22 protein-coding genes are annotated in these 23,671 nt (G+C 74.5%); 18 read left to right on the top strand and 4 right to left on the bottom strand.

What is annotated here, in order from left to right:
• Positions 1–3 precede the first annotated feature (3 nt).
• From H3H34_RS07230 to H3H34_RS07215, 4 genes are all read right to left on the bottom strand, one after another.
• Positions 4–453, bottom strand: a complete 450-nt coding sequence (locus H3H34_RS07230; RefSeq protein WP_194744589.1) for a hypothetical protein — start codon at positions 451–453, stop codon at positions 4–6.
• Positions 453–1,565, bottom strand: a complete 1,113-nt coding sequence (gene dnaN / locus H3H34_RS07225; protein ID WP_194744588.1) for a DNA polymerase III subunit beta — start codon at positions 1,563–1,565, stop codon at positions 453–455. The genes H3H34_RS07230 and dnaN overlap by 1 nt, the downstream gene beginning before the upstream one ends.
• Positions 1,566–1,655: 90 nt before the next feature.
• The gene (locus H3H34_RS07220; protein WP_194744587.1) at positions 1,656–2,828 is read right to left on the bottom strand and encodes a thiolase family protein; all 1,173 of its coding nucleotides are present in this window, start codon (positions 2,826–2,828) and stop codon (positions 1,656–1,658) included.
• A gap of 63 nt (positions 2,829–2,891) precedes the next feature.
• Positions 2,892–4,430, bottom strand: a complete 1,539-nt coding sequence (locus tag H3H34_RS07215; RefSeq protein ID WP_194744586.1) for an ABC transporter substrate-binding protein — start codon at positions 4,428–4,430, stop codon at positions 2,892–2,894.
• A gap of 66 nt (positions 4,431–4,496) precedes the next feature.
• Here H3H34_RS07215 and H3H34_RS07210 point away from each other — a divergent pair, with 66 nt between their 5' ends.
• From H3H34_RS07210 to ftsA, 18 genes are all read left to right on the top strand, one after another.
• Complete coding sequence (locus H3H34_RS07210) at positions 4,497–5,489, top strand: cysteine synthase A (RefSeq protein WP_194744585.1); 993 nt, start codon at positions 4,497–4,499, stop codon at positions 5,487–5,489.
• 50 nt (positions 5,490–5,539) lie between these two features.
• Entirely contained in the window at positions 5,540–5,827 is a 288-nt protein-coding gene (locus H3H34_RS07205) for a hypothetical protein (RefSeq protein ID WP_194744584.1), read from the top strand.
• A gap of 31 nt (positions 5,828–5,858) precedes the next feature.
• Complete coding sequence (locus H3H34_RS07200) at positions 5,859–6,611, top strand: hypothetical protein (protein ID WP_194744583.1); 753 nt, start codon at positions 5,859–5,861, stop codon at positions 6,609–6,611.
• A gap of 262 nt (positions 6,612–6,873) precedes the next feature.
• Entirely contained in the window at positions 6,874–7,338 is a 465-nt protein-coding gene (locus H3H34_RS07195; RefSeq protein WP_194744582.1) for a division/cell wall cluster transcriptional repressor MraZ, read from the top strand.
• A gap of 1 nt (position 7,339) precedes the next feature.
• The gene (gene rsmH, locus H3H34_RS07190) at positions 7,340–8,278 is read left to right on the top strand and encodes a 16S rRNA (cytosine(1402)-N(4))-methyltransferase RsmH (RefSeq protein ID WP_328831517.1); all 939 of its coding nucleotides are present in this window, start codon (positions 7,340–7,342) and stop codon (positions 8,276–8,278) included.
• Complete coding sequence (locus H3H34_RS07185) at positions 8,275–8,955, top strand: hypothetical protein (protein ID WP_194744581.1); 681 nt, start codon at positions 8,275–8,277, stop codon at positions 8,953–8,955. The genes rsmH and H3H34_RS07185 overlap by 4 nt, the downstream gene beginning before the upstream one ends.
• A 59-nt stretch (positions 8,956–9,014) precedes the next feature.
• Complete coding sequence (locus H3H34_RS07180) at positions 9,015–10,679, top strand: peptidoglycan D,D-transpeptidase FtsI family protein (protein ID WP_328831514.1); 1,665 nt, start codon at positions 9,015–9,017, stop codon at positions 10,677–10,679.
• Positions 10,676–12,118, top strand: coding sequence for a UDP-N-acetylmuramoyl-L-alanyl-D-glutamate--2,6-diaminopimelate ligase (locus H3H34_RS07175; protein WP_194744579.1), 1,443 nt, complete (start codon positions 10,676–10,678; stop codon positions 12,116–12,118). Before H3H34_RS07180 ends, H3H34_RS07175 begins: the two co-directional genes overlap by 4 nt.
• Positions 12,115–13,488, top strand: a complete 1,374-nt coding sequence (locus H3H34_RS07170; RefSeq protein WP_194744578.1) for a UDP-N-acetylmuramoyl-tripeptide--D-alanyl-D-alanine ligase — start codon at positions 12,115–12,117, stop codon at positions 13,486–13,488. The genes H3H34_RS07175 and H3H34_RS07170 overlap by 4 nt, the downstream gene beginning before the upstream one ends.
• Entirely contained in the window at positions 13,485–14,558 is a 1,074-nt protein-coding gene (mraY, locus tag H3H34_RS07165) for a phospho-N-acetylmuramoyl-pentapeptide-transferase (protein WP_194744577.1), read from the top strand. Before H3H34_RS07170 ends, mraY begins: the two co-directional genes overlap by 4 nt.
• The gene (gene murD, locus H3H34_RS07160) at positions 14,555–15,880 is read left to right on the top strand and encodes a UDP-N-acetylmuramoyl-L-alanine--D-glutamate ligase (RefSeq protein ID WP_194744576.1); all 1,326 of its coding nucleotides are present in this window, start codon (positions 14,555–14,557) and stop codon (positions 15,878–15,880) included. Before mraY ends, murD begins: the two co-directional genes overlap by 4 nt.
• Positions 15,873–17,039: an FtsW/RodA/SpoVE family cell cycle protein gene (locus tag H3H34_RS07155; RefSeq protein WP_235945474.1), complete on the top strand. Its 1,167-nt coding sequence runs from the start codon at positions 15,873–15,875 to the stop codon at positions 17,037–17,039. The genes murD and H3H34_RS07155 overlap by 8 nt, the downstream gene beginning before the upstream one ends.
• Positions 17,036–18,163 carry a UDP-N-acetylglucosamine--N-acetylmuramyl-(pentapeptide) pyrophosphoryl-undecaprenol N-acetylglucosamine transferase gene (locus tag H3H34_RS07150; protein WP_194744574.1) on the top strand — a complete coding sequence of 376 codons (1,128 nt, stop codon included), beginning with the start codon at positions 17,036–17,038 and terminating at the stop codon, positions 18,161–18,163. The genes H3H34_RS07155 and H3H34_RS07150 overlap by 4 nt, the downstream gene beginning before the upstream one ends.
• The gene (gene murC / locus H3H34_RS07145; protein WP_194744573.1) at positions 18,160–19,632 is read left to right on the top strand and encodes a UDP-N-acetylmuramate--L-alanine ligase; all 1,473 of its coding nucleotides are present in this window, start codon (positions 18,160–18,162) and stop codon (positions 19,630–19,632) included. Before H3H34_RS07150 ends, murC begins: the two co-directional genes overlap by 4 nt.
• Positions 19,629–20,534 (top strand): UDP-N-acetylmuramate dehydrogenase, encoded by a 906-nt coding sequence (murB, locus tag H3H34_RS07140; protein ID WP_194744572.1) that lies wholly within the window; start codon positions 19,629–19,631, stop codon positions 20,532–20,534. The genes murC and murB overlap by 4 nt, the downstream gene beginning before the upstream one ends.
• The gene (locus tag H3H34_RS07135; protein WP_194744571.1) at positions 20,525–21,481 is read left to right on the top strand and encodes a D-alanine--D-alanine ligase; all 957 of its coding nucleotides are present in this window, start codon (positions 20,525–20,527) and stop codon (positions 21,479–21,481) included. Before murB ends, H3H34_RS07135 begins: the two co-directional genes overlap by 10 nt.
• On the top strand, positions 21,478–22,359 hold the full coding sequence (locus H3H34_RS07130) for a cell division protein FtsQ/DivIB (RefSeq protein WP_194744570.1): 882 nt from the start codon (positions 21,478–21,480) through the stop codon (positions 22,357–22,359). Before H3H34_RS07135 ends, H3H34_RS07130 begins: the two co-directional genes overlap by 4 nt.
• Positions 22,359–23,666, top strand: a complete 1,308-nt coding sequence (gene ftsA, locus H3H34_RS07125) for a cell division protein FtsA (RefSeq protein WP_194744569.1) — start codon at positions 22,359–22,361, stop codon at positions 23,664–23,666. The genes H3H34_RS07130 and ftsA overlap by 1 nt, the downstream gene beginning before the upstream one ends.
• Positions 23,667–23,671: the final 5 nt, after the last annotated feature.

Below are 23,671 nucleotides of genomic sequence, written 5' to 3'. Positions count from 1 at the left end.
CGGTCACGCGGGCGGCGCGGCGGTCTCCGCAGGTGCCCCCCGGTCTGCGGCCGGGCCACTCCCTTCGTCTGCCGGCGGAGCGGCGGGGGCCTTGCGGCCGGGCACGGGCGCCGAGAGGTCCGGCCGGCCCGACCAGTCCTCGATGTAGATGATGGCGGGCCCCGGGGTCATGAGCCCTGCCCGGGAGAGGGCAAGGAAGGCGCCGACGAGCGCGCCGCCCATGAGCGTCGCGACTGCCAGGAACGGCAGCTGGCGCGTCGCGAGGCGGCGGAGGCGTTCGCGCAGCGAGACCGGCTCAGGCCCCCGGTTCCAGCTGAACCCGCCGGCGCGGTCGAGCTCGACGTTGGCGAAGCGCTCCATGGCGCGGCGGCGCGCGGCCTCGCGCTCGGCCCGGCGGTTGCGGAACGGCAGCGGCAGCGGCTCGAGCGGCTTCGGGCGGAGGCTCCGGAACATCAGACCCGCATCGGCATGAGGACGTAGAGCGCCTTCGCGCTCTCGCCCTCGCGGATGAGGGTGGGGGCAGCCGCGTCGGCGAGGTGCACTTCCACCTGGTCCCCTTCCACCTGGGCGAGGATGTCGAGCAGGTAGCGGCTGTTGAAGCCGACGTCGAAGCCCGGCGCGCCATAGTCGGCCGGCAGCTCCTCGGAGGCGGTGCCGTTCTCGGGGCTGGTGACCGAGAGCGTCACGCGGTCGTGGTCGAGGCTGAGCTTGACGGCGCGCACCTTGTCGGAGGCGATGGCCGTTACCCGGTCGACCCCTTCGGCCAGCGTGTGCGGGTCGATCCGGAGCAGCCGGTCGTTCGCCGTCGGGATCACCCGGCTGTAGTCGGGGAAGCTTCCCTCGATGAGCTTCGAGGTGAGGACGGCCGCGCCGATGGTGAAGCGGATCTTGGTGGGCGAAAGGGCAATCGCGACCGTGCCGTCGCGCTCGTCCAGGAGCTTGCGCACCTCCGCGATGCACTTCCGGGGCACGATCACGTCGGGCATCGACTCCGCGCCCTCGGGCAGCGGCAGCTCGAAGCGGGCGAGCCGGTGGCCGTCGGTTGCGACTGCGCGCAGCACCCGGGGGGAGACGCCGGCGGGCGCGTGGAGGAAGATGCCGTTCAGATAGTAGCGGGTCTCCTCGGTCGAGATGGCGAAGCGGGTCTTGTCGATGAGCTCGCGCAAGGTCTCGGCGGGCAGCTCGAAGGTGACGGGAAAGTCGCCGTCGCCGATGACGGGGAAGTCCTCGCGCGGCAGGGTCTGCAGCTGGAACCGCGCCCGGCCGGCGGTGACCGTCACCCGCCGGTCGGCCTGCGAAAGCGCCACCTGCGCGCCGTCGGGCAGCTTTCGCACGATGTCGAAGAGGGTGTGGGCGGAGACGGTGGTCGCGCCCGGCACTTCGACATCGGCCGGAACCGTCTCGACGATCTGCATGTCGAGGTCGGTCGCCATGAGGCGCAGGCCAGCGGGCTCGGCCACGAGGAGGACGTTCGACAGGATGGGGATGGTGTTGCGGCGTTCGACGACCGACTGGACATGGCCGAGGGCTTTCAGGAGGGTTGCGCGCTCGACGACCAGTTTCATGCCTCACTCCCCCGTGCCGGCCGGGCACCGGCGCCGATTTCCCAGCGTCTAACGCGCCGCGGCGCGCGCGCAAAGGGGCTTGCGTGGCGCTCAGTCCACCCTGAGCGTGACCGCGGTCGCCTCGCCGCCGCCGATGCAGATGGCGGCAAGCCCGGTGCCGCCGCCGCGGGCCTTGAGAGCGTGCACGAGGGTGACGAGGATGCGCGCGCCGGAGGCGCCGATCGGGTGGCCGAGCGCGCAGGCTCCGCCGTTCACGTTAAGGCGTGCGTGGTCGAGCCCGAGCTCCTGCATGGCGATCATGGCGACGACGGCGAAGGCCTCGTTCACCTCGACGAGGTCGAGGTCTCCGACCGAGAGTCCGGCCTTCGCCAGCGCCTTCCGCGCCGCTGGCACGGGGGCGGTCGTGAACCAGGCCGGCTCCTGGGCGTGGGCCGCGTGCGAGAGGATGGTGGCAAGCGGCCGCAGCCCGCGCGCCTCGGCGGTTTCGCGCCGCATGAGGACGAGGGCGGCCGCGCCATCCGAGATCGAGCTGGCGTTCGCTGCCGTCACCGTGCCGTCGGGGGCGAAGGCGGGCTTCAGCTGCGGGATCTTCTCGGGCTTCGCCTTGCCCGGCTGCTCGTCGACGGTGACGGGGCCCGCTCTCGTCTCGACCGCCACCGTCTCGGCAGCGAAGGCGCCCGTCTCGATCGCGGCGCGGGCGCGCATGAGGCTTGCGATCGCATAGTCGTCCTGGGCGGCGCGGGTGAACTGGTAGTGGCTGGCCGCCTGCTCGGCGAAGCTGCCCATGAGCCGCCCGGGCTCGTAGGCGTCCTCGAGACCGTCGAGGAACATCGAGTCCATCACCCGGCCGTGGCCCATGCGCAGGCCCCCGCGGGCCTTGGGCAGGAGGTAGGGCGCGTTGGTCATCGACTCCATGCCGCCGGCCACCACCACGTCGCGGCTGCCGGCCTTCAGCGCATCATGCGCGTGGATCACCGCCTGCATGCCGCTGCCGCACATCTTGTTGAGCGTGACGCAGGGGGTCGAGTCCGCAAGGCCCGCGCCGCGCGCGGCCTGGCGCGCCGGGGCCTGGCCCTGGCCGGCCGGGAGCACGCAGCCCATGAGCACCTCGTCGACATCTGCGGGTGCCAGCCCGGCGTCGCCGACCGCCGCGCGGATGGCCGCTGCGCCGAGCTCCGGGGCGGCGAGGTCGCGGAAGTCCCCCTGGAAGCCCCCCATCGGCGTCCGCCGCGCCGCCACGATCACCACGTCCGATGCTGCCATGTCGTCCTCCCGTTCGCCTCTCATTCTTCCCGCCCCGGCGGGGCCTCGCCCTTCGAGTCCCTCTCAGTCCGCCCGGCGCATGGCCGCGAGCGGATGCACGCCGCCCGCGTTGGGCACGAACCCGCGCACCCGTTTCGAGACCAGCGCCCAGCGCAGCGGCTGGATGAGTGGGATGGTCGCCACATCCTCCTGCCACAGGCGTTCGGCAAGGGCGAGACGCGCCATGCGTTCGGCAAGTGTCGGCGCTTCCCAGCCGGAGGCAAGCACCCGGTCGGCTTCCTCGACGCAGAGGCCGAAGGCGTTGGCGCTGCAGCGCAGGCCGAGAAGGAAGGGCAGGGGCGAATCGATCGCGGCCTCCGCACTCGCGAGCGCGAGGTCGAAGCTTCCTTCCGAAAGCGCTGCCGCGTGGCCTCTCGGCGAGCGCTTCTCCACCACCACCTCGGCGCCGAGCGCCGACCAGCCGGCCACCAGCACGGTTGCGACCCGCTCCTCCTCGACCGAGTTGCCGATGGCAAGGCGCAGGCGCAGCCGGTTCATGGAGTCGAAGCCGGCCTCGGCAAGCCGCTGCCGGGCCTCCTCGAGCCGTTCGGCGGGCGCAAGGCCAACCCACTCCGGGTCGGGCGGCGGCACGTAGCCGGAAAGACCGGGGGGCGTCAGGCCATGGAGGGGCACGGCCGCATCGGTGCCGTAGATGGCACGGCCGATCTGCGCGCGGTCGATGACGCGGGTGAGCGCCTCTCGCACCGCGAGCTCATCGAGCGGTGGCCGCCGGCGGTTGATGGCGACGAACAGGGTGGCGCGCGCCCGCTCGAGCACCAGCGCTTCGCGCGGGGCGCCGACCCGCGCTTCCGAGACGCCGGCGTGGAAGCCGCCGAGCACAAGGTCGGTCTCGCCGCGGGCGAAGCGGCGCACGGCCTCTGCCACCGCCGCAGTGCGGAGGACCACGCTGCCCACGCCGACGTTCGCGGCATCGAAGAAGCGGGGGTTGGCAACCAGCCGACGGGTCCCGGGCTCGGCAGCTTCGGCGGGCGCGAAGGGCCCCGGCATCGCCGGGGGCATGCCCCGCCCGCGGTGGCGGGGGCGGATGGCGAGCTCGGGCCGCGCGAGGAGCTCGAGGAGCTCGGGCTGGGGCGTGGAGAGCCGCACTTCCACCACGTCGTCGAGCGGTGCGAAGACCCCCGAGACTCCAGCGAGGAGGCCGCGCGTCAGCGGGTCCGCGCCTGCGCGCGCTGTCGTCAGCGCGCGGGCGACCTCCCGGCCGGCCAGCGTCTGGGTGTCGGCGCCTTCCGCCTCGCGCAGCCGGAAGACGATGAAGCTGCCATCGTCGCTCACCCGCCAGCTGCGGGCGAGGCCGGGCACGATACGCCCGGCAGCGTCCGCGCGGGTGAGCCCGACCCCCGTCGACTCGGCAACAAGGCGCGCTGCGGCCTCGTCCGTCAGCACGTCGATGCGCAGCGTGTCGGCCGCGCCGCCGCCGCGCCCGCAGGCCGCGAGGGCGCCGAGCAGGCAGACGAGGAGCGCCGTGCGCCACCGCCGCGCCGGCCGGGCGGGCGCGACGCCACCGGGCGCGAAGGGCGGGGCAGGCGAAGGCGAAGGGTGCACGGGCGCCATGCCTTTCTCCAGGAGCGCGGCGCTGGCAAGCCGCGCGCGACCTGCTATCCGCGCGGCATGACACGGATCGGTCAGCAACTGGGCGACCTCGTCGGCAATACGCCCCTCGTCCGTCTTTCCGGCCCCTCGGCGCGGACCGGCTGCACCATCCTCGGCAAGTGCGAGTTCATGAACCCGGGCGGGTCGGTGAAGGACCGCGCGGCGCTCTTCATCATCCGCGACGCCGAGGAGCGCGGGCTTCTCAAGCCCGGCGGCACCATCGTCGAAGGCACGGCAGGAAACACCGGGATCGGGCTCGCGGTGCTCGGGGCGGCGCGCGGCTACCGCGTGCGGATCGTGATGCCCGAGACCCAGAGCCAGGAGAAGAAGGACGCGCTGCGGGCGCTCGGCGCCGAGCTGGTGCTGGTGCCTGCCACGAGCTACGCCAACCCCGGCCACTATGTGCACACCTCGCGGCGGCTCGCCGAGGAAACGCCGGGGGCGGTCTGGGCCAACCAGTTCGACAACATCGCCAACCGCCTCGCCCACATCAAGACGACGGCGCCCGAGATCTGGGAGGCGACCGGCGGGCGGCTGCACGGCTTCACCTGCGCGGCCGGCACCGGCGGCACCATCGCTGGCGTCGGCATGGGTCTGAAGGCGTTCGACCCCGCCATCCGCATCGCGCTCACCGACCCGGAGGGCGCGGCGCTCTACAGCTGGTTCACGACCGGCGAGCTCAGGGCCGAAGGCTCGAGCGTGGCCGAGGGCATCGGCCAGAGCCGGGTCACGGCCAACCTCGAGGGCGCGCCGATCGACTGCGCCTACCGCGTCCCCGACCGGGAGGCCATGCCCATTCTCCACGAGCTCATGGCCGAGGATGGGCTCCACCTCGGGCTGTCCTCGGCCATCAACGTGGCCGGCGCCGAGCGTCTCGCGCGCGACCTCGGTCCGGGCCACACCATCGTCACCATCCTCTGCGACAGCGGCAGCCGCTACCTCTCCACCCTCTGGAACCCGGTCTGGCTCCGGGCCAAGGGCCTGCCGCTGCCGCCCTGGTATGACGCCTGACCGCGCCTCCGCCTCGACAGCAGGGTATTCTCCTGCTAACCGACGGGGCCATGCAACGGCTCCGTGCGGGTCTGACCGGGCTTGCGCTCGTCTTCCTCGTGACTCTCGTGGGCTCGATCGCGCTCTCTCCCTCCGACACCCAGTCGCCGCGTCCGGCCGACCCGGGCGAGCCGCTCGCTGAGCTCGGCGTCGCGCCGTCTCCGGGCGATCGGGCGGCCGGAACAGAGCCGGTCGCGCCGCCCGCGGCGCCTGCGCCGCCCGTTGCCGGCCCGGGCGAGGAGCGCCCCATCGCCGGCAGCCGCAGCCCCGCGTCCGGCTCCGACCAGGTCCTGATCTGAGCAGGGTCCGGCGCCAGCCCTCCGCTGCGCCATGACGCCGCGGGCGGCTCTCCTCCTGGTGGCGGCGGCGGTCGTCTTCGGCGCCGTCTTCCTCCTGCGGTCCGGGGGGGTCGCGGATGCGCCCGCCGTCTCCCGCATCGAGATGGCACAGGGCCGGGACCAGCTCGTCCTCGAGGCGCGCCGCGACACCGGCGCGTGGGTGCTCGCCTCCGCCCATGACGCCCCCGGGGACGCGGAGCGGATCGCCGCGTTCGTCGAAGCCGTGCGCGACCTCGAGGAGGGTGCACCGGCAGAGCGCCCCGCCGGCGAGCCCCTCGAAGTCCGGCTCACGGCAGAGGACGGCACGGTCATCCGCCACCTCGCGCTCTGGCCCGGCATCGCCGAGGCCCGCCCGATCGGCAGGCTCTTCGTCTCCACGCTCCCGGTGCCGGACCTTGGCCCGTCGGCCTGGTCGCGCCTCGCGCCCCCGGCGATCGACCCGGCCGGCCTCGTCGCCGCGCGGCGGATCACGCCTGCGGGCGCCACCGCGCTCGACCCTGCCGCTCGCGCCGCGCTTGCCGCCGAGCTTGCGTCCCTCTCGGCCGACGGCTGGGTCCCCGCCCGCAGCCTCGACTGGAGTGCGGCCGAGTATCTCCAGGTGACGCGCGCCGACGGCGCGATCCTCGAGGTCCAGCGGCTCGCGCGCCCCGACGGCCGGCGCTTCGTCCGCCTGACGGCCGAGCGCGATCCCGCCTTCCGCGCCGTACGCTTCTTCGCCTTCCCGGTGGCGGCGCCCGCGCCATGAGCGTGGCTGCCCCACAGGCTTGTCCACAGGCGCGGGGCGCCTGCGGGCAGGATCCGCCGTGCGCGCGAAACCCGTGGCTTCGCAGGAGGTTGGCAGAAATCCCGCCGTTTTGACCACGAATCTCCATTGCTTTCCCATGAAAGCCCATGCTATCCCTTTTCCCCAGGGACGGCCGCGCGCGACTCCCGCCTCACCAGCCCGGATCCCCGCCCCGGGCTGACCCGGGCGGGGCGGGTGCCGCCGCCCGGGCGCGGGGACAGGAATGCGGGGCTTCTTCCAGGGCACCTATCTGAACCAGGTCGATGCCAAGCATCGGCTCTCGGTACCCGCCCCCATCCGCGAGACCATCGAGGCCCGCTCTGGCCGCCGCACCGTGGTGCTCGCTCCTTCCGAGCACGCGCCCTGTCTCGTCGGCTACGATGTCACCCACCTCGAGACGCTGCACCGCCAGCTCGAGCAGCGTTTCGCCGGCGATTTCGGCCCGGCGCGCGGCAACCTCGCCCGCACGCTCTTCGCCAGCGCCGAGACGCTTGCCTACGACGACACGGGCCGGATCATCCTGAGCCCCATCCTGCGCGACCTCGGCGAGCTTGCCGGGCCCGCGCTGTTCCTTGGGGCGGGCGACTATTTCGAGCTCTGGTCGCCGGCGCGGTTCCTCGAGACGGAGGGAATCGATCCGCGCCTCGTGCGCACGGTGCGCGCGCTCCTCCAGGCCAAGGGGGGCTGAGGTGGGCGATGCGCACCGCCCCGTGCTTCTTCCCGAGGTGCTCGCCGCGCTCGCGCCGGAGCCCGGGGACCATGTGGTCGATGCCACCTTCGGCGCCGGCGGCTACGCCCGCGCCTTCCTTGGCCGCGGCGCGCGCGTGACCGCCTTCGACCGCGACCCGCGGGTCGCGCCCCGCGCCGCCGAACTTGCCGCCGCCCACCCCGGGCGCTTCGCCTTCATTGAGGCGCCCTTCTCCCGGCTCGAGGCGCACCTGCCGCCCGCCTCCGCCGACGCCGTCGCCTTCGACCTCGGCGTCTCCTCGATGCAGCTCGACGACCCGGCCTACGGCATGTCGTTCCGCCACGACGCCCCGCTCGACATGCGCATGGGAGCCGACGGGCCGACCGCTGCCGACGTCGTCAACGCCGCCGGGGAGGAGGCGCTGGCCGACATCCTCCACCGCCTCGGCGAGGAGCCCGCGGCGCGCCGCATTGCCCGCGCCATCGTCCGCGCCCGGCCGATTTCCACGACGGGCCAGCTTGCCGAGGTGGTCCGCGCCGCGCTCGGGCACCCCAGGGGCCAGCGGCGGGACCCGGCCACCCGCACCTTCCAGGCGCTGCGCATGCACGTGAACGACGAGCTCGGCGAGCTGGCCCGTGGCCTTGGTGCTGCCGAGCGGGTGCTGAAGCCCGGCGGCCGGCTCGCGGTGGTGAGCTTCCACAGCCTCGAGGACCGAATGGTGAAGCGCTTCCTCGCCGAACGGTCCGGCGCCCGCCCGTCCGCCTCGCGGCACCTGCCCGAACGGGCGCGCACCGGCCCTGCCCCGAGCTTCGAGCGCCCGGCGCGGCCGGTGAAGCCCGGGCCGGCCGAGATCGCGGCCAATCCGCGCGCCCGCTCGGCGATTCTCCGCAGCGCCCGCCGCACCGCGGCGCCGGCCTTCCCGCAGGAGCTTGCCGCATGAGTCGCGAGGGATGGATCGCGCCCGCGCGCCGGGGCGGGCGCCGGCCGCCACCTGCCCGGCGCCCGGCGCCGGCCCTCGCGCTCGCGCCGCAGGCGCGCAATGCCGGCCGGCGGAAGCGCTCGGGCGAGCTCCTGGCCGTGCTCGTCACGCTGACGGTTGCCGTCGGCAGCTACACGGTCTCCGCCCGGGTTTCGGCCGAGCGGCAGCAGGTGGAGGCGCTCGCCCGGGCCAATGCCCGGCTCGCGCGCGAGGTGCGCACGCTCGGCCAGGAGCTGCGCGTGCGGATGCGCCTGCCGCAGCTCCAGAGCTGGAACGACGCGGCACTGCGGCTGCAGCCGGCAAGCGCCGAACAGCTCCTCGGCGGCGTCGCCCAGCTCGCCGTCTATGCGCTCCATGCGCCGCCCGCGCCCGGGCCGGTGCTCGTCAGCGGCGAAGCCGAGGCGCTGCCCCGCCTCGCCATTCTGCCGCCGCCCGCCGCTCCGGCCGCGCGACAGGACGCGCCCGTCACGCCCCAGGCGCCCTCGGCGGTCGCATCGCCGACCCCGGCCGTGCCGGGGCTCGTGCTTGCCGCCGTTGCCGCCGAGCCTGCGCCCGGGGCCGAGGCGGGGCCAGAGGAGGGAAGCGGAGACGGGCCCGGCGGCGAGCCGGCCGCACCCGCGCGTTCCGGCGGCAACTGATGCCGCCGGCCTGGCCCGCCACCCTGGCAGAGGCGCGGCCCGGTTCCCGCGCGCCGAGCGTGCGCCTGCCGGGCGCGCGCCAGGCGGCGCTCGGGGTCGCCCGCCAGCGGCTCGTCATCGGCCTGCTCGCCTTCTGCGCCCTCATCCTCCTCCTCGGCGCCCGGCTGGTCGAGCTTGCCGTCGCGGCGCCGCCGGCGGCGCGTGCCCATGCGGCCGCTGCGCCGGCCCGCGCGGACATCATCGACCGCAACGGCGTCGTGCTTGCCACCAGCTACCGGGCGATGGCGCTCGGGGTCCGCCCGCACGACGTCATCGGCGACCGCGAGGCGCTTGCCCTGGCGATCCACGCCATCCTTCCCCGCCGGCCGCTCGAGGCCATCCGCGCCGCGCTCCATCATGACGCGCCCTTCACCTTCATCGCCCGCCGGGTCATGCCAGATGAGGCCGAGGCGCTCCGGGCGCTGGGCCAGCCGGCGCTCGTCCTCGAGCGCGAGCCGGAGCGGCTCTACCCCCACGGCGCGCTCGCCGCGCACCTCCTCGGCTTCACCGGAATCGACGGCGAGGGAGCGATGGGCGTCGAGCGCGCCTTCGAGGAGCGGTTGACCGACCCTCGCCGCAGCAGCGAGCCGCTGGTGCTCTCGATCGACGCCCGGGTGCAGCAGGTGCTCGAGTCCGAGCTGGCTCGCCAGAAGGAGCGCCAGAGCGCCGAGGCGGCAGCCGGCGTCGTGATGGATGCCGAGACCGGCGAGGTGCTGGCGCTTGCCTCGCTGCCCGCCTTCGATGCCAATGCCCCCGGCGGGCTGGCCGGTCTCCCGAGCCACATGAACCGGATCACGCTCGGCGTCTACGAGCTCGGGAGCACGCTGAAGCCCCTGACGGTCGCCATGGGTATGGAGGCCGGCACCATCCGCTCGCTTGCCGAGACCTACCCGACGAGCGGTCTCAGGGTGGGCCGCCACAGCATCCGCGACCTTCACCCCAAGGGCCGGCCCCTCACCGTGCCCGAGGTGCTCATCTTCTCGTCGAACGTGGGGACGGCGAAGATGGCCGAGGCGCTGGGCGCCGAGCGCCAGCGCATGTTCCTGCGCCGGCTCGGGCTTCTCGACCCCGTGCCCATCGAGATCCTCGAGAAGGGACGCACCCTCCACCCCTCGGAGGCCAGCTGGGGCCTTGCCTCTCTCCTCACCATCGGGTTCGGGCACGGCATCGCCGTGACGCCCCTCCATCTCGCCAGCGCCTATGCCACGCTCGTGAACGGCGGCGTGCATCACCCGGCCACCATCCTGAGGCGGCCGGCCGGGCGCGCCGTGCCCGGCGAGCGCGTCTTCTCCGAGGAGGTGTCGGCGGCCGCGCGGGCGATGCTGCGGGTTGCCGTGACCGAGGGCACCGGCCGCCGCGCGGATGCGCCCGGCTACCGCGTGGGCGGCAAGACCGGCACGGCCGAGAAGCCCCGGCCCGGCGGCGGCTACGACCGCGGCCGCAACATCACCACGTTCGCAGGCGCCTTCCCCATGGATGCGCCGCGCTACGTCGTCGTCGTGATGCTCGACGACCCGCGCGGCGACCCGGAGGCCGGTGGCGGACGCACCGCCGGGGCCACCATCGCGCCCGCCTTCCGCAACGTCGTGCTGCGGATCGCTCCCGTCCTCGGAGTCCGGCCCGACCCGGCGCGCGAGCCCGACCTCTCGATGATCGCCGGCCTCTACCAGGAGCGCCGCCGGTGACGCTCGCGGGCACGCCGCTTGCACCGCTTGCCGGCCGCATCACCGGCTTTGCGATCGACCACCGCCAGGTGGCCCCCGGCAACGTGTTCGGGGCCTTCCGCGGCGCCAGCTTCGATGCCGAGACGGTCATCCCCGAGGCGGTGCGCCGCGGCGCGATCGCGGTCGTCGCCCGCCCGGAGGCCCCGGTCGAGGGCGCGCTCCACGTCGCCGCCAGCAACCCGCGCGCTGCCTTCGCCCGGCTCGCCGGGGCCTGGTACGCTCCCTTCCCGCGGGTGACCGCCGCCGTCACCGGCACCAACGGCAAGACCTCGACGGTCGAGATTGCCCGCCAGCTCTGGCACCTGCTCGGCGAACGGGCGGCCAGCATGGGGACGCTCGGCGTGACGACCGCCGACGAGCGCGTCCGGGCGGGCCAGTCGGCGCTCACCACGCCCGACGTCGTCACCTTCCTTGCGACCGCCGCGGGGCTTGCCCGCGAGGGCATCACCCACCTGGCGTTCGAGGCCTCGTCCCACGGGCTTGACCAGCACCGCACCGAGGGCCTGCCGGTTCGTGCTGCGGCCTTCACCAACCTGTCGCGCGACCACCTCGACTACCACGGCACGATGGAGGCCTATTTCGCCGCCAAGCTCCGCCTCTTCACCGAGGTGGCCGAGCCCGGGGCGCCCGCCGTCGTCTGGCGTGACGACCAGGCCGAAGGCGCGGACTGGGGCGCCCGGGTGCGCGCGGGCGCCGCAGCGCGCGGCCTTCCCGTGCTTGCCGTCGGTCCCGACGGGGATTTCCTCCGCCTCGTCGACCGCCGGCCCACGCGCCTCGGCCAGGAGCTCGGAATCGTCCACGAGGGCCGCCGCCACGCGGTGCTGCTGACGCTCATCGGCGGCTACCAGGCAGCGAACGCGCTGGTGGCCGCCGGCCTCGTCGTCGCGCTCGGCCACCCGGCCGATGCCGTGCTTGGCGCGCTTGCTCGCATCACCGCCATCCGCGGCCGCCTCGAGCGCGCGGTGGTGACGCCTGCCGGCGCGCCGGTCTACGTGGACTATGCCCACACGCCCGACGCGCTGGCGGCCGCCATTGCGGCGCTTCGCCCCCACACGGCGAACCGGCTCATCCTCGTCTTCGGCTGCGGCGGCGACCGCGACCGCGGCAAGCGGCCGCTGATGGGGCGGGTGGCCGGCGAGATGGCCGACCTCGCGATCGTGACCGACGACAACCCGCGAAGCGAGGACCCGGCCGCGATCCGCGCCGCGATCCTCGCCGGGCACCCGGGCGCCGTCGAGGTGCCGGGGAGGCGCGCCGCGATCGCCCGCGCCATCGCCGAGGCCCGTGACGGCGACGTGGTGCTGGTGGCGGGCAAGGGCCACGAGCAGGGGCAGATCGTCGGCACCGAGGTGCTGCCCTTCGACGACGTGACGGTCGCGCGCGAGGAGGCCGGGCGGTGAGCGGCCTTCCGCCGCCGCTGTGGACGGCAGCGGAGGTCGCCGCCGCGACCGGCGGCACCCCGTCGGCCGGCTTCGCGGCCGGCGGCGTCAGCTTCGACAGCCGCGAGGTGCTGGCCGGCGACCTCTTCGTCGCGCTTCCCGGCACCCGCCACGACGGCCACGCCTTCGTGGCCGATGCGCGCGCGGCAGGGGCTGTCGCGGCAGTGGTCGCCCGGCCGGTCGAGGGGCCGCACGTGCTGGTGCCCGACACCATGGCGGGGCTCGAGGCCCTGGGGAGAGCGGCGCGGGCGCGCACCGGCGCCACCATCGTCGGCGTGACCGGCTCGGTCGGCAAGACGGGGGTGAAGGAAGCGCTGCGGCGCGCCTTCCAGCGCATCGCGCCCGATGCCACCCACTGGTCGGAGAAGAGCTACAACAACCACACCGGCGTGCCGCTTTCGCTGGCGCGGATGCCGGCTGCCACGCGCTTCGGCGTGTTCGAGATGGGCATGAACCACGCCGGCGAGATCCGCGCGCTCGTCGCCCAGGTCCGCCCCCATGTCGCGCTCGTCACCTGGGTGGCCGCCGTCCACATCGAGAACTTCGCCGACGAGACGGGCATCGCCGAGGCCAAGGCCGAGATCTTCGAGGGGCTGGAGCCGGGCGGCACCGCCATCCTGCCGGCCGACAATGTCCATGCGCCGCTGCTGCGCGCCCGCGCCAAGGCGCGCGCGGCGCGCGTGCTCGCCTTCGGCGAGGGGCCGGGCGCCGACGTTCGGCTGCTCGACGCCGCGCCAGACGCCGACGGCACCGACATCGTCGCCGACGTCCTCGGCGAGCGGGTTGCGTGTCGGGTGGGGCTGCCCGGCCGGCACTGGGTCTCGAACGCGCTGGCCGTGCTTGCTGCCGTTGCCGCAGCGGGCGGCGACCTTGCCGAGGCGGGCCTGGCGCTTGCCGCGCTCGACGGGCTCGACGGCCGCGGCGCCCGGATCCGCCTCGCGCTTCCCGGGGGGGAGGCGACCCTCGTCGACGAGAGCTACAACGCCAACCCCACCTCCATGGCCGCGGCCTTGGCCGTGGTGGGGGCGATGCCGGCGCGGCGGCGCCTTGCCATCCTCGGCGCGATGAAGGAGCTCGGCCCCCACGCGCCCGCGCTCCACGCGGGGCTTGCCGGGCCCGTCGCGTCGGCGGGCATCGCCGCGCTTGCCCTCGTCGGCGAGGAGATGCAGGCGCTTCGCGTCGACGGCGCGACCCATCTTGCCGACTGGCAGGAGGCGCTTGCCTGGGCCCGGGCGATGCTTGAGCCCGGCGACGTGCTGCTGGTGAAGGGCTCCAACAGCGTCGGCCTCGGCCGGCTGGTCGCCGCCCTCGCTGCGGAGGGCCGCCCATGATCTACCATCTCGTCGAGTGGCTCGGCTTCCCGGGGCCGCTCAACGTCGTCCGCTACCTCACCTTCCGCGCCGGCGCGTCGACCTTGACCGCGCTCCTCCTCGCCCTCCTCATCGGCAGGCCGATGATCGCCTGGCTGCGCGCCCGCCAGGGCAAGGGCCAGCCCATCCGCGCCGACGGGCCGGAGAGCCACCTCCTCACCAAGAAGGGCACGCCCACCATGGGCGGCATCATGATCCTCGTCTGCATGACGGCCTCCACCCTTCTCTGGATGGAGTGGGACCGCCCCTTCGTCTGGACGGTGCTGTTCGTCACCCTCGGCTTCGGCACCATCGGCTTCCTCGACGACTACGCCAAGGTCACCCGCAACTCGTCGGCCGGCATCTCGGGGCGCATGCGCCTCCTCCTCGAGTTCCTCATCGCCGGCGCGGCCGTCTGGTTCATCTCCCGCCAGACCGGCACCACCCTCTACGTCCCGCTCCTCAAGGACGTCGGGCTCGAGCTCGGGCCCGGCTACATCGCCTTCGGGGCGCTCGTGATCGTGGGCGCCGCCAATGCGGTCAACCTCACCGACGGTCTCGACGGCCTTGCCATCATGCCGGTCATCATCGCCGCGGCCACCTTCGGCATCATCGCCTACCTCGTCGGCAACTTCGTCTTCGCCGACTATCTCGGCGTGCGCTTCGTCCGCGGCGCGGGCGAGCTCATCGTCGTCGTGGGCGCGATCGTCGGCGCCGGGCTCGGCTTCCTCTGGTTCAACGCGCCGCCGGCAGCCGTCTTCATGGGCGACACCGGCAGCCTCGCGATCGGCGGCACCATCGGCACGCTCGCCGTCATCACCAACCACGAGCTCGTGCTCCTCCTCGTCGGCGGCCTCTTCGTCGTCGAGGCGCTCTCGGTCATCGTCCAGGTGGCGAGCTTCCGCATGACCGGCCGGCGGGTCTTCCTGATGGCGCCCATCCACCACCACTTCGAGAAGAAGGGCTGGTCGGAGCCCACCATCGTCATCCGCTTCTGGATCATCTCCATCGTGCTGGCGCTTGCCGGCCTTGCGACGCTGAAGCTCCGATGAGCGGACCCGCCCTCCACGCGCCGTCGCTTGCCGGCCGGCGCTACGCCGTGTTCGGCCTTGCCCGCTCGGGCCTGGCCGCGGTCGGCTTCCTGCGCCGCTCGGGCGCCGACGTCGCGGCCTGGGACGACCGCGCCGAGGCCCGTGCGGCGGCCGAGGCCGCCCACCCCGGCCTCGCCCTTGCCGACCCGATGGCCGTACCACTTGCGGGGCTTGCCGGCCTCGTCGTCTCGCCCGGCGTGCCCCTGAACCGCCACCCGCTCGCCGCCCGCGCGCGCGAGGCCGGCGTTCCCGTCATCGGTGACATGGAGCTGTTCCAGGCCGCCCGCGCCACCTTCGGCTCCCACCGCCTCGTCGGCATCACCGGCACCAACGGCAAGTCGACGACGACCGCGCTCCTCCACCACATCGTGGCCGGGGCGGGCGTGCCCGCCGCCCTTGCCGGCAACATCGGCACCCCCATTCTCGACGCCGCGCCGCTTCCCGCCGGCGGCGTCTGGGTCGTCGAGATCTCGAGCTTCCAGGTGGACCTCTCCCGTACGCTTGCCTGCGACCTTGCCATCCTCACCAACATCACCCGCGACCATCTCGACCGCTACGCCTCGTTCGCGGCCTACGCTGCCGCCAAGGCCCGGCTGTTCGCCATGCAGCCCGACGGCGCCACCGCCGTCATCGCGACCGACGATCCGCAAACGCGCGCGATCGCCGATGCCGAGGCCGCGCGGCTCCGCGTCATCCGCGTGTCGGCGGCCGACATCGCGCCCGCCGAGCAGGCCGGCTGGCCGGCGCTCGCCGGCCCCCACAACGCCCAGAACGCCGCCTGCGCCATCGCCGCCGCCCGCGCGCTCGGCCTTCCCGCAGACGCCATCGCCAGGGGGCTCGCCACCTACCGGGGCCTCCCCCACCGGCTCGAGACGGTGGCAACCGTCTCCGGCGTCCGTTTCGTCAACGACAGCAAGGCGACCAACCCCGAGAGCGCAGCGCCCGCGCTCCGGGCCTTCCCCGGCATCCACTGGATCGCCGGTGGCCAGGCCAAGACCGACGACCTCGACGCCTGCCTCCCTCATCTCGGCAACGTCCGCGCCGCCTATCTCGTGGGCGAGGCCGCCGCGCGCTTCGCGGCGATCCTCGCGCCGCACGTGCCGGTGGTGCGCTCGGGCACCGTCGAGCAGGCGGTGCGCGATGCCGCCCGCGCCGCCCGGCCCGGCGAGACGGTGCTGCTCGCCCCGGCCTGCGCGAGCTTCGACCAGTTCCGCGACTATGCCGAGCGCGGCGAGGCCTTCCGTGCCGCCGTCGAAGCGCTCGGGGAGACGGCCCATGGGTGACCTCTTGCGCCTCGGCCGTGCCGACCGCTCCTTCCTCGCCCGCTGGTTCTGGACGGTGGACCGGCCGCTCCTCTTCCTTCTCCTCGCCCTCATGGGCTTCGGGCTCATCGCGGTGGCTGCCGCCTCGCCGGCGGCGGCGCTCCGCCTCTCCGACGCCGCAACCCGCATCCCTCCGCTCTTCTTCCTCGAGCGCCAGCTGCTGTGGGCCGCGCTCGGGCTTGCCCTCATGCTCGCCGTCTCGATGTTGGAAAAGCGCGCCGCGCGCACGCTCGCGCTCGCCGGCGCGCTCCTCGCGCTCGTGGCGCTTGCCGCCGTTCCCTTCATCGGCACGGACGTGAACGGCGCCACCCGCTGGATCCAGCTGCCCGGCTTCCAGCTCCAGCCCGTCGAGCTCCTGAAGCCGCTCTTCGTCGTGCTCTCCGCCTGGCTGCTCGCCGCCCGCTTCGATGACCCGAGCCTGCCGGTCATCCCGCTCTCGGCGGGCCTCCTCGCCCTTGTCGTCGGCCTCCTCGCCCTTCAGCCCGACTTCGGCCAGGCCGCGCTTCTGATGGCCGTGTGGCTGGCCATGGCGGCGCTTGCCGGCCTGCCCCTCCTCCTCGTCTTCGGCGGCCTCGGCCTCGGCCTCGTCGGCCTCGCGCTTGCCTATGTCACCAGCCCGCACGTCGCCCGCCGCATCGACGGCTTCCTCCACGGCGAGGGAGACACCTACCAGGTGGACCGCGCGCTCGACTGCTTCCGCGCCGGCGGCCTGTTCGGCACCGGGCCCGGCGACGGCACCGCCAAGTTCCGCCTGCCCGAGGCCCATACCGACTATGTCTTCGCGGTCATCGGCGAGGAGTTTGGCGCCATCGCGGCCTTCGCGCTTGCCCTACTATATCTGGTGATTATACTCCGGGTCGTTCTACAACTTGTGGAGGAGGACGATCCGTTCACCCTGCTCGCGGGGGCCGGGCTCGCACTCCAGTTCGGAGCCCAGGCCTTCATCAACATGAGCGTCAACCTCGCGCTCGCGCCGTCGAAGGGCATGACGCTTCCCTTCGTCTCCCACGGCGGCTCCTCCTACCTCGCGACCGCGCTCGGCATGGGCCTCCTGCTCGCCTTCACGCGCCGCAACCGGCACGTGCAGGCCTCCCCCTATCTCCGGGCGCAGCCGGCATGAGCGCGGGCGCGATCCTGCTGGCCGCGGGCGGCACCGGCGGGCACATGGTGCCGGCCGATGCGCTCGCCGGCGAGCTCCGCCGCCGCGGGCGCGCGGTCGCCCTGGTGACCGATGCGCGCGGCACCCGCTTCCCCGGGCTGTTCGAGGGCGTGCCGGTCCACGTCATCCCGGCCGCCACCGCCGCCGGGCTCGACCCGGTGGGCTGGGTGCGGGCCGGGCGCGCCATTCTGGCCGGCCGCAGCGCCGCCTGCGGGCTCCTGCGCGCGCTCGGCGCGCGTGCGGTGGTGGGCTTCGGCGGCTATCCGGCGCTCCCGGCGATGCTCGCCGCCCGCGCCGAACGGCAGGCGGCCCTCCTCCACGAGCAGAACGCCGTGCTCGGCCGGGTGAACCGGTTCCTCGCCCGCCGCGTCTCGCTCCTGGCCCTCTCGTTCGAGGAGACGGCGCGCGTGCCCGCAGGCGTCCGTACCGTCGTCACCGGCAATCCCGTCCGTGCCGAGGTGCTGGCCGCGCGGGAGCGGCCGTTCGCGGCTCCTGCGCCGGATGCGCCGTTCCGGCTTCTCGTCGTGGGCGGCAGCCAGGGGGCGCGCATCCTCTCGCAGGTTGTCCCGGCAGGGCTTGCCCTGCTTCCCCCGGCGGAGCGGGCGCGGCTTGCCGTGGTCCACCAGGCGCGGCCCGAGGATCTTTCCGCAGCGGATGCCGCCTACCGGGCCGCCGGCATCGCTGCCGAGTGCCTGCCCTACATGGTCGATCTTCCCGCGCGGATGGCGGCCGCCCATCTCGTCGTCTCCCGCGCCGGTGCCTCGACCCTTGCCGAGCTCACGGCGATGGGCCGGCCGGCCATCCTCGTCCCCTTCGCCGCCGCAACCGACGATCACCAGAGCGCCAACGCCCGCGCCTTTGCCGCCGCGCGGGCCGGCCGCGTGCTCGCCGAGCGGGACTTCACGCCGGCCGCGCTGGCCGGGGCGGTCGAGGGGTTCCTGCGCTCGCCCGAGAGCCTGGTTGCAGCCGCGGCCGCGGCGCGTGCGCTCGGTCGGCCCGATGCCGTGCGCCTCCTCGCCGATCTCGTCGAGGCCGAGGCCGGGCTGGCCCCTGCCGCTCCCCCTGCCGCGCGGGAGGCGGCATGAGCGCGCCGCCGCTCGCTTCCGGCCGGGCCCGCTTCACCCGCGAGGTGGGGCCCATCCACTTCGTCGGCATCGGCGGCATCGGCATGTCGGGGATTGCCGAGGTGATGGCGAACCTCGGCTTCCGCGTGCAGGGCTCCGACATCGCCGAGAACGCAACCGTCGAGCGGCTGCGCGCGCGGGGCATCCCGGTTGCCATCGGCCACGCCGCCGCCAACCTCGGCGAGGCGCAGGTGGTGGTGGTCTCGACCGCCATCAGGCCGGGCAACCCCGAGGTGGAGGACGCCCGCGCCCGGCGCATCCCCGTGGTCCGGCGCGCCGAGATGCTCGCCGAGCTGATGCGGCTGAAGTCCACCGTGTGCGTGGCCGGCACCCACGGCAAGACGACCACCACCTCGATGGTGGCTGCCCTGCTTGACGCCGGCGGGCTCGATCCCACCGTTATCAACGGCGGCATTATCAACAGCTACGGCTCCAACGCCCGGCTGGGCGCGGGCGAGTGGATGGTGGTGGAAGCCGACGAGAGCGACGGCAGCTTCCTCCGCCTGCCGCCGACGCTCGCCATCGTCACCAACATCGACCCCGAGCACCTCGACCACTACGGCAGCTTCGACGCTGCGCGCGCCGCCTTCCGCGCCTTCGTCGACAAGGTGCCCTTCTACGGCGCTGCCATCCTCTGCCTCGACCACCCCGAGGTGCAGGCGATGCTGCCCGACGTCGCCAGCCGGCGGATCGTCACCTACGGCTTTGCCGGCCAGGCCGACGTCCGCGGCGACCGGGTGGAGCCGGTGCCGGGCGGCAACCGCTTCGACGTCACCATCCGCCGCCATGGTGCCGAGCCGCGCGTGATCGCTGGCGTCGAGCTCCCCATGCCCGGGCGGCACAATGTCCAGAACGCGCTCGCCGCGATCGCCGCGGCCGATGTCCTCGGCCTTGCCGACGCGGAGATCCGCGAGGGCTTCCGCCGCTTCTCGGGCGTGAAGCGCCGGTTCACGAAGGTGGGCGAGGTGCCCCTCCAGGGCGGCCCCGTCACCATCATCGACGACTATGGCCACCACCCCGTCGAGGTGCGGGCAGTGCTGGCCGCCGCCCGGGAAGGCGCGCCGGCCCGGGTCGTCGCCGTGGTCCAGCCGCACCGCTTCACGCGCCTGCGCGACCTCTTCGAGGAGTGGCGGACCGCCTTCAACGACGCCGACACGGTGGTCATCGCCCCCGTCTACCCGGCGGGCGAAGCGCCCCTCCCGGGCATCACCCACTTGGCGCTTGCCGAGGCGGTGCGCGAATCCGGCCACCGCGACGTGCTGACGGTCACGGGGGAGGCCGAGCTTGCGCCCCTGCTTGCCTCCCGGCTCGGGCCGGGGGACATGGTGATCTGCCTCGGCGCCGGCGACATCACCCGCTGGGCAGCCCGGCTCGGGCCGGCGCTGGCCCGGGCGCTCGGCCACCCCGGCGCTGCGGGGGAGGGGGCATGACGGCCGCGGCCACCCTTCTGGCCGACGTCCGCGGCACGGTCGCGCGCGACGCGCCGCTTGCCGATCTCATCTGGTTCCGCTGCGGCGGCCGGGCCGATCTCCTGTTCCGCCCCGCCGACGAGGCCGATCTTGCCGAGGCCCTGGCCAGCCTCCCCGCCGACGTCCCGGTCTTCCCGCTTGGCGTCGGGTCCAACCTCATCGTTCGCGACGGCGGCGTGCGCGGGGTTGTGGTGCGCCTGCCCAAGGCGTTCGCGCGCGTCGCCATCGAGGGCAGGCGCATCCGCGCCGGCGGCGGCGCCCTCGGCATCACGGTGGCAAGCGCCGCGCGCGACGCGGGCATTGCCGGGCTCGAGTTCCTGCGCGGGATCCCGGGCACGGTGGGCGGCGCGGTGGCCATGAACGCCGGAGCCTATGGCCGCGAGGTGGCCGACATCCTCGTCGAGGCCCGGCTGGTGCTCCGCGACGGCCGCATCGAGACCTGGCCGCGCGCGCGGCTCGGCTTCGGCTACCGGGAAAGCGCCGTGCCCGAAGGCGCCGTCGTCGTCGAGGCGCTGTTCGAGGGCGCGCCCGGAGACCCGGCAGCGATCGCCGCCGAGATGGACCGCATCGCCGCCGAGCGCGAGGCCAGCCAGCCGCTCCGTTCGCGCACCGGCGGCTCCACCTTCCGCAACCCGCCGGGCCAGAAGGCCTGGGCGCTCATCGACCGCGCCGGCTGCCGCGGCCTCCGGCTGGGGGGTGCGATGGTCTCGGAGAAGCACGCCAACTTCCTCCTGAACACCGGTGGCGCCACGGCTTCCGAGCTCGAGGCGCTCGGCGAGGAGGTCCGCGCCCGCGTGAAGGCTGCAACCGGAGTCGAGCTCCGCTGGGAGATCGTCCGCGTGGGAGAGCCGCCATGCGGGTGACGGTGCTGATGGGCGGCTGGTCGTCCGAGCGGGAGGTGAGCCTCGTCTCCGGCCGCGGCGTGGCCGAGGCCGCCCGCAGCCTCGGCCATGGCGTGACCGAACTCGACATGGGCGAAGAGCCAGCCGCCGGCGCGACGCTTGCCGAACGCCTGCTCGCCACCCGCGCGGACGTCGTCTTCAACGCGCTTCACGGCACGCCCGGCGAGGACGGCACGGTCCAGGGCCTCATGGACCTCCTCGGCCTTGCCTACACCCACTCAGGTGTCGCCGCCTCGGCGGTTGCCATCGACAAGGCGCTCACCAAGGCCCTCCTCGTGCCGCAGGGCATCCGCATGCCGGCCGGCCGCGTCGTGACCCGGGCGGAGCTGTTCGCCGCCGACCCGCTGCCGCGGCCCTATGTGCTGAAGCCGGTCGCCGAGGGCTCGTCGGTGGGGGTGGCCATCGTGACGGCGGATGGCGGTCTGCCCACGCCCATTCCGGCCGGCGCCGAGGGCCCCTGGCAGCAGCACGAGACGCTCCTGGCCGAGCCCTTCATCCCCGGCCGCGAGCTCACGGTTGCCGTGCTCGAGGACCCGGCGACGGGCGTGGCCGAGCCGCTCGCGGTCACCGAGCTCCGGCCCGACTCGGGCTTCTACGACTATGCCGCGAAGTACACGCCCGGGCGCACCGTCCACCTCTGCCCGGCCGAGCTTCCCGCCGAGGTGGAGGCCGCCGCGCTCGAGGCTGCGGCCCGGGCGCACCGGCTGCTCGGCTGCCGCGGCGTCTCGCGTGCCGACTTCCGCTGGACGCCGGAGGCCGGCCCCGCCGGGCTCTTCCTCCTCGAGGTCAACACCCAGCCCGGCATGACCCCCTTGAGCCTCGTTCCCGAGCAGGCCGCCGTGCGCGGCATCGGCTACCCCGCGCTCGTCGAGCGGCTCTTGGCAGTCGCGCTGGAGGGCCGGCGATGAACCGGCCGCTTGCCCGCCCGGCAGCCGTCGCGCCGGCCGCGCCGCCGCTCCGGCTTGCCATGGCGCCGAGGCGCGTCTGGCGCCTTCTCCTCCTCGGGTTCGGCGCGCTCGCGCTCGCGGCAGCTGCCGTGTGGGCGGTGGCGCTCGGCCTGCCGCAGCGCCTGCTCCTCGCCGCGGCCGTCGCCAGCGCCGATGCGGGCTTTGCCGTCCGCCAGGTCATCGTCGAGGGCGACCGCCGGCAGGATCGCCTCTCGATCTACCGCGAGGTCCTCTCGGGCGGCACCGACGCGATGATCCTCCTCGATCTCCCTGACCTTGCCGCGCGCCTCGCCCGGCTTCCGTGGGTGGCCGAGGCCGAGGTCCGCCGCATCTGGCCCGACACGGTCAAGGTCAGGCTCCACGAACGTGAGCCGGTCGCGGTCTGGCAGGCCGGCGGCCGCTACCGCCTGCTCGATGCCGGGGGCCGGCCGCTTCCCATGCTGCCGGCCGCCGAGATCGCCGGGCTGCCGCTCCTCGTGGGCGCGGGCGCCGATGCCGCCGCGCCCGGCTTCCTGCGGATGATGGCCCGCCACCCCGAGCTTGCCGCGAGCCTCGTCGGCGCGGTGCGCGTCGGCGGCCGCCGCTGGGATCTCCGGATGAAGACCGGCGAGACGATCGCGCTGCCTGAGGATGCGGCCGCACCCGCAGCGCTTGCCCGCTTCGCGGCCGCCCACGCGGCCCGGCCGCTCCTCGGCCAGGGCTTCGCCCGCTTCGACCTCCGGATCGAGGGCCAGATGGCCGTCCGCCTCACGCCCGAGGCCCGGATCGAGGCCGAGAAGCGCGCCCGGGCGCGCCTGCTCGCGCCCGCGCTTCCGCCTGCCCCGGAGGTCCGCACCTGATGGCCGTTGCCGCCCTCTCTCCTGCCCAGCTGCTGCGCCCGAAGGCCGACCGGGTGATCGCCGCGCTCGACGTCGGCACGTCGAAGGTGGCCGCGCTCATCGCCGAAGTGGACGGCGAGGGGCCGCCGCGGGTGCTGGGTGCGGGCGTGCGCGCCTGCAACGGCCTGAAGCGCGGCCTCGTTGCCGACATGGCCCGCACCGAGGACGCGGTGCGCGCGGCGATGCAGCAGGCCGAGCGCGCGGCGGGAGTCGAGATCGAGCGGGTGCTCGTCGCCATCTCGGCCGGCGGGCTCGAGAGCTCGGTCACCTCGGTCGAGATCGACATTGCCGGCCACCGGATCACCCAGGCCGACCTCGAGCGGCTGCTCGGCGAGGGCCGCGACCGCATCTTCGAGGCCATCCGCGGCAGCGGCCGGTCGATGCTCCACGCCGAGCCGGCGCTCTTCATGGTCGATGGCCTCGAGGGCGTGACCGACCCGGTCGGCTTCCACGCCCACCAGCTCGGAGTCGACATCCACGTCATCACCGCCGCCACCCCGCCCTGCCGCAACCTCGACCTCGCCGTCCGCAACGCCCACCTCGACGTCGAGGCCATCATCGCCTCCGGCGTCGCGGCTTCGGCGGCCGTGCTTGCCGAGGAGGAGCGCGAGCTCGGCGTGGCGCTCGTCGAGATCGGCGCAGGTGTCACCACCATCGCCGTCCACGGCGGCGGCGTGCTCGCGGGGCTTGCCTCGGTGCCGATGGGCGGCGCCGACATCACCGCCGACATCGCGTCGGCCTTCGCGACCCGCCGGGCCGCCGCCGAGCGGCTGAAGACGCTCCACGGTGCTGCCCAGGCGGTGCCACGGGACAACCACGATATGGTGGACATCCCCCCGCTCGACCCGGATGATGCCGGCGAGCCGCGCCGGGCGCCGCGCGCCGAGCTCATCGCCGTCATCCGCACCCGGCTCGACCTGCTGTTCGGCGAGATCGCCGCCGCGCTCGACCAGCTCGGCTTCCGCGGGACCGCCGGCCGCCAGGTGGTGCTGACCGGCGGCACCGCCGAGCTGCGCGGCATCGCCGACTTCGCCGCGGGCGCGCTTTCCAGAAGCGTCCGCATCGGCCGCCCGCGCGGGCTTGCCGGCCTTCCCGAGAGCCACGCCTCGGTCGCCCATGCGACGCTGGCCGGGCTCGTGCTCGCCGGGGCGCGCCCCGGCCTCGATCTCGCGCGGATGCCTCTTCGGGCCGCCCCGCGCGGACTCGCCCCTGCCGCGCCTGCCTCCTGGCTCGGCAGGCTCGTTGCCGTCCTGAAGCGCCAGTCCTGACACCC

It is taken from the genome of Thermaurantiacus tibetensis, from assembly GCF_015354055.1.
GTDB lineage: Bacteria > Pseudomonadota > Alphaproteobacteria > Sphingomonadales > Sphingomonadaceae > Thermaurantiacus > Thermaurantiacus tibetensis.
This window is presented reverse-complemented; position numbering and strand designations above follow the sequence as displayed.

Bases quoted from the DNA above. Each gene is read 5' to 3' on its own strand.
- dnaN (WP_194744588.1), bottom strand. From the start codon at position 1,565: ATGAAACTGGTCGTCGAGCGCGCAACCCTCCTGAAAGCCCTCGGCCAT.
- H3H34_RS07150 (WP_194744574.1), top strand. From the start codon at position 17,036: ATGAGCGCGGGCGCGATCCTGCTGGCCGCGGGCGGCACCGGCGGGCAC.
- mraY (WP_194744577.1), top strand. From the start codon at position 13,485: ATGATCTACCATCTCGTCGAGTGGCTCGGCTTCCCGGGGCCGCTCAAC.
- H3H34_RS07205 (WP_194744584.1), top strand. From the start codon at position 5,540: ATGCAACGGCTCCGTGCGGGTCTGACCGGGCTTGCGCTCGTCTTCCTC.
- H3H34_RS07155 (WP_235945474.1), top strand. From the start codon at position 15,873: ATGGGTGACCTCTTGCGCCTCGGCCGTGCCGACCGCTCCTTCCTCGCC.
- H3H34_RS07135 (WP_194744571.1), top strand. From the start codon at position 20,525: ATGCGGGTGACGGTGCTGATGGGCGGCTGGTCGTCCGAGCGGGAGGTG.
- H3H34_RS07130 (WP_194744570.1), top strand. From the start codon at position 21,478: ATGAACCGGCCGCTTGCCCGCCCGGCAGCCGTCGCGCCGGCCGCGCCG.
- murC (WP_194744573.1), top strand. From the start codon at position 18,160: ATGAGCGCGCCGCCGCTCGCTTCCGGCCGGGCCCGCTTCACCCGCGAG.
- H3H34_RS07195 (WP_194744582.1), top strand. From the start codon at position 6,874: ATGCGGGGCTTCTTCCAGGGCACCTATCTGAACCAGGTCGATGCCAAG.
- ftsA (WP_194744569.1), top strand. From the start codon at position 22,359: ATGGCCGTTGCCGCCCTCTCTCCTGCCCAGCTGCTGCGCCCGAAGGCC.
- H3H34_RS07230 (WP_194744589.1), bottom strand. From the start codon at position 453: ATGTTCCGGAGCCTCCGCCCGAAGCCGCTCGAGCCGCTGCCGCTGCCG.
- H3H34_RS07185 (WP_194744581.1), top strand. From the start codon at position 8,275: ATGAGTCGCGAGGGATGGATCGCGCCCGCGCGCCGGGGCGGGCGCCGG.
- murD (WP_194744576.1), top strand. From the start codon at position 14,555: ATGAGCGGACCCGCCCTCCACGCGCCGTCGCTTGCCGGCCGGCGCTAC.
- H3H34_RS07200 (WP_194744583.1), top strand. From the start codon at position 5,859: ATGACGCCGCGGGCGGCTCTCCTCCTGGTGGCGGCGGCGGTCGTCTTC.
- murB (WP_194744572.1), top strand. From the start codon at position 19,629: ATGACGGCCGCGGCCACCCTTCTGGCCGACGTCCGCGGCACGGTCGCG.
- H3H34_RS07210 (WP_194744585.1), top strand. From the start codon at position 4,497: ATGACACGGATCGGTCAGCAACTGGGCGACCTCGTCGGCAATACGCCC.
- H3H34_RS07220 (WP_194744587.1), bottom strand. From the start codon at position 2,828: ATGGCAGCATCGGACGTGGTGATCGTGGCGGCGCGGCGGACGCCGATG.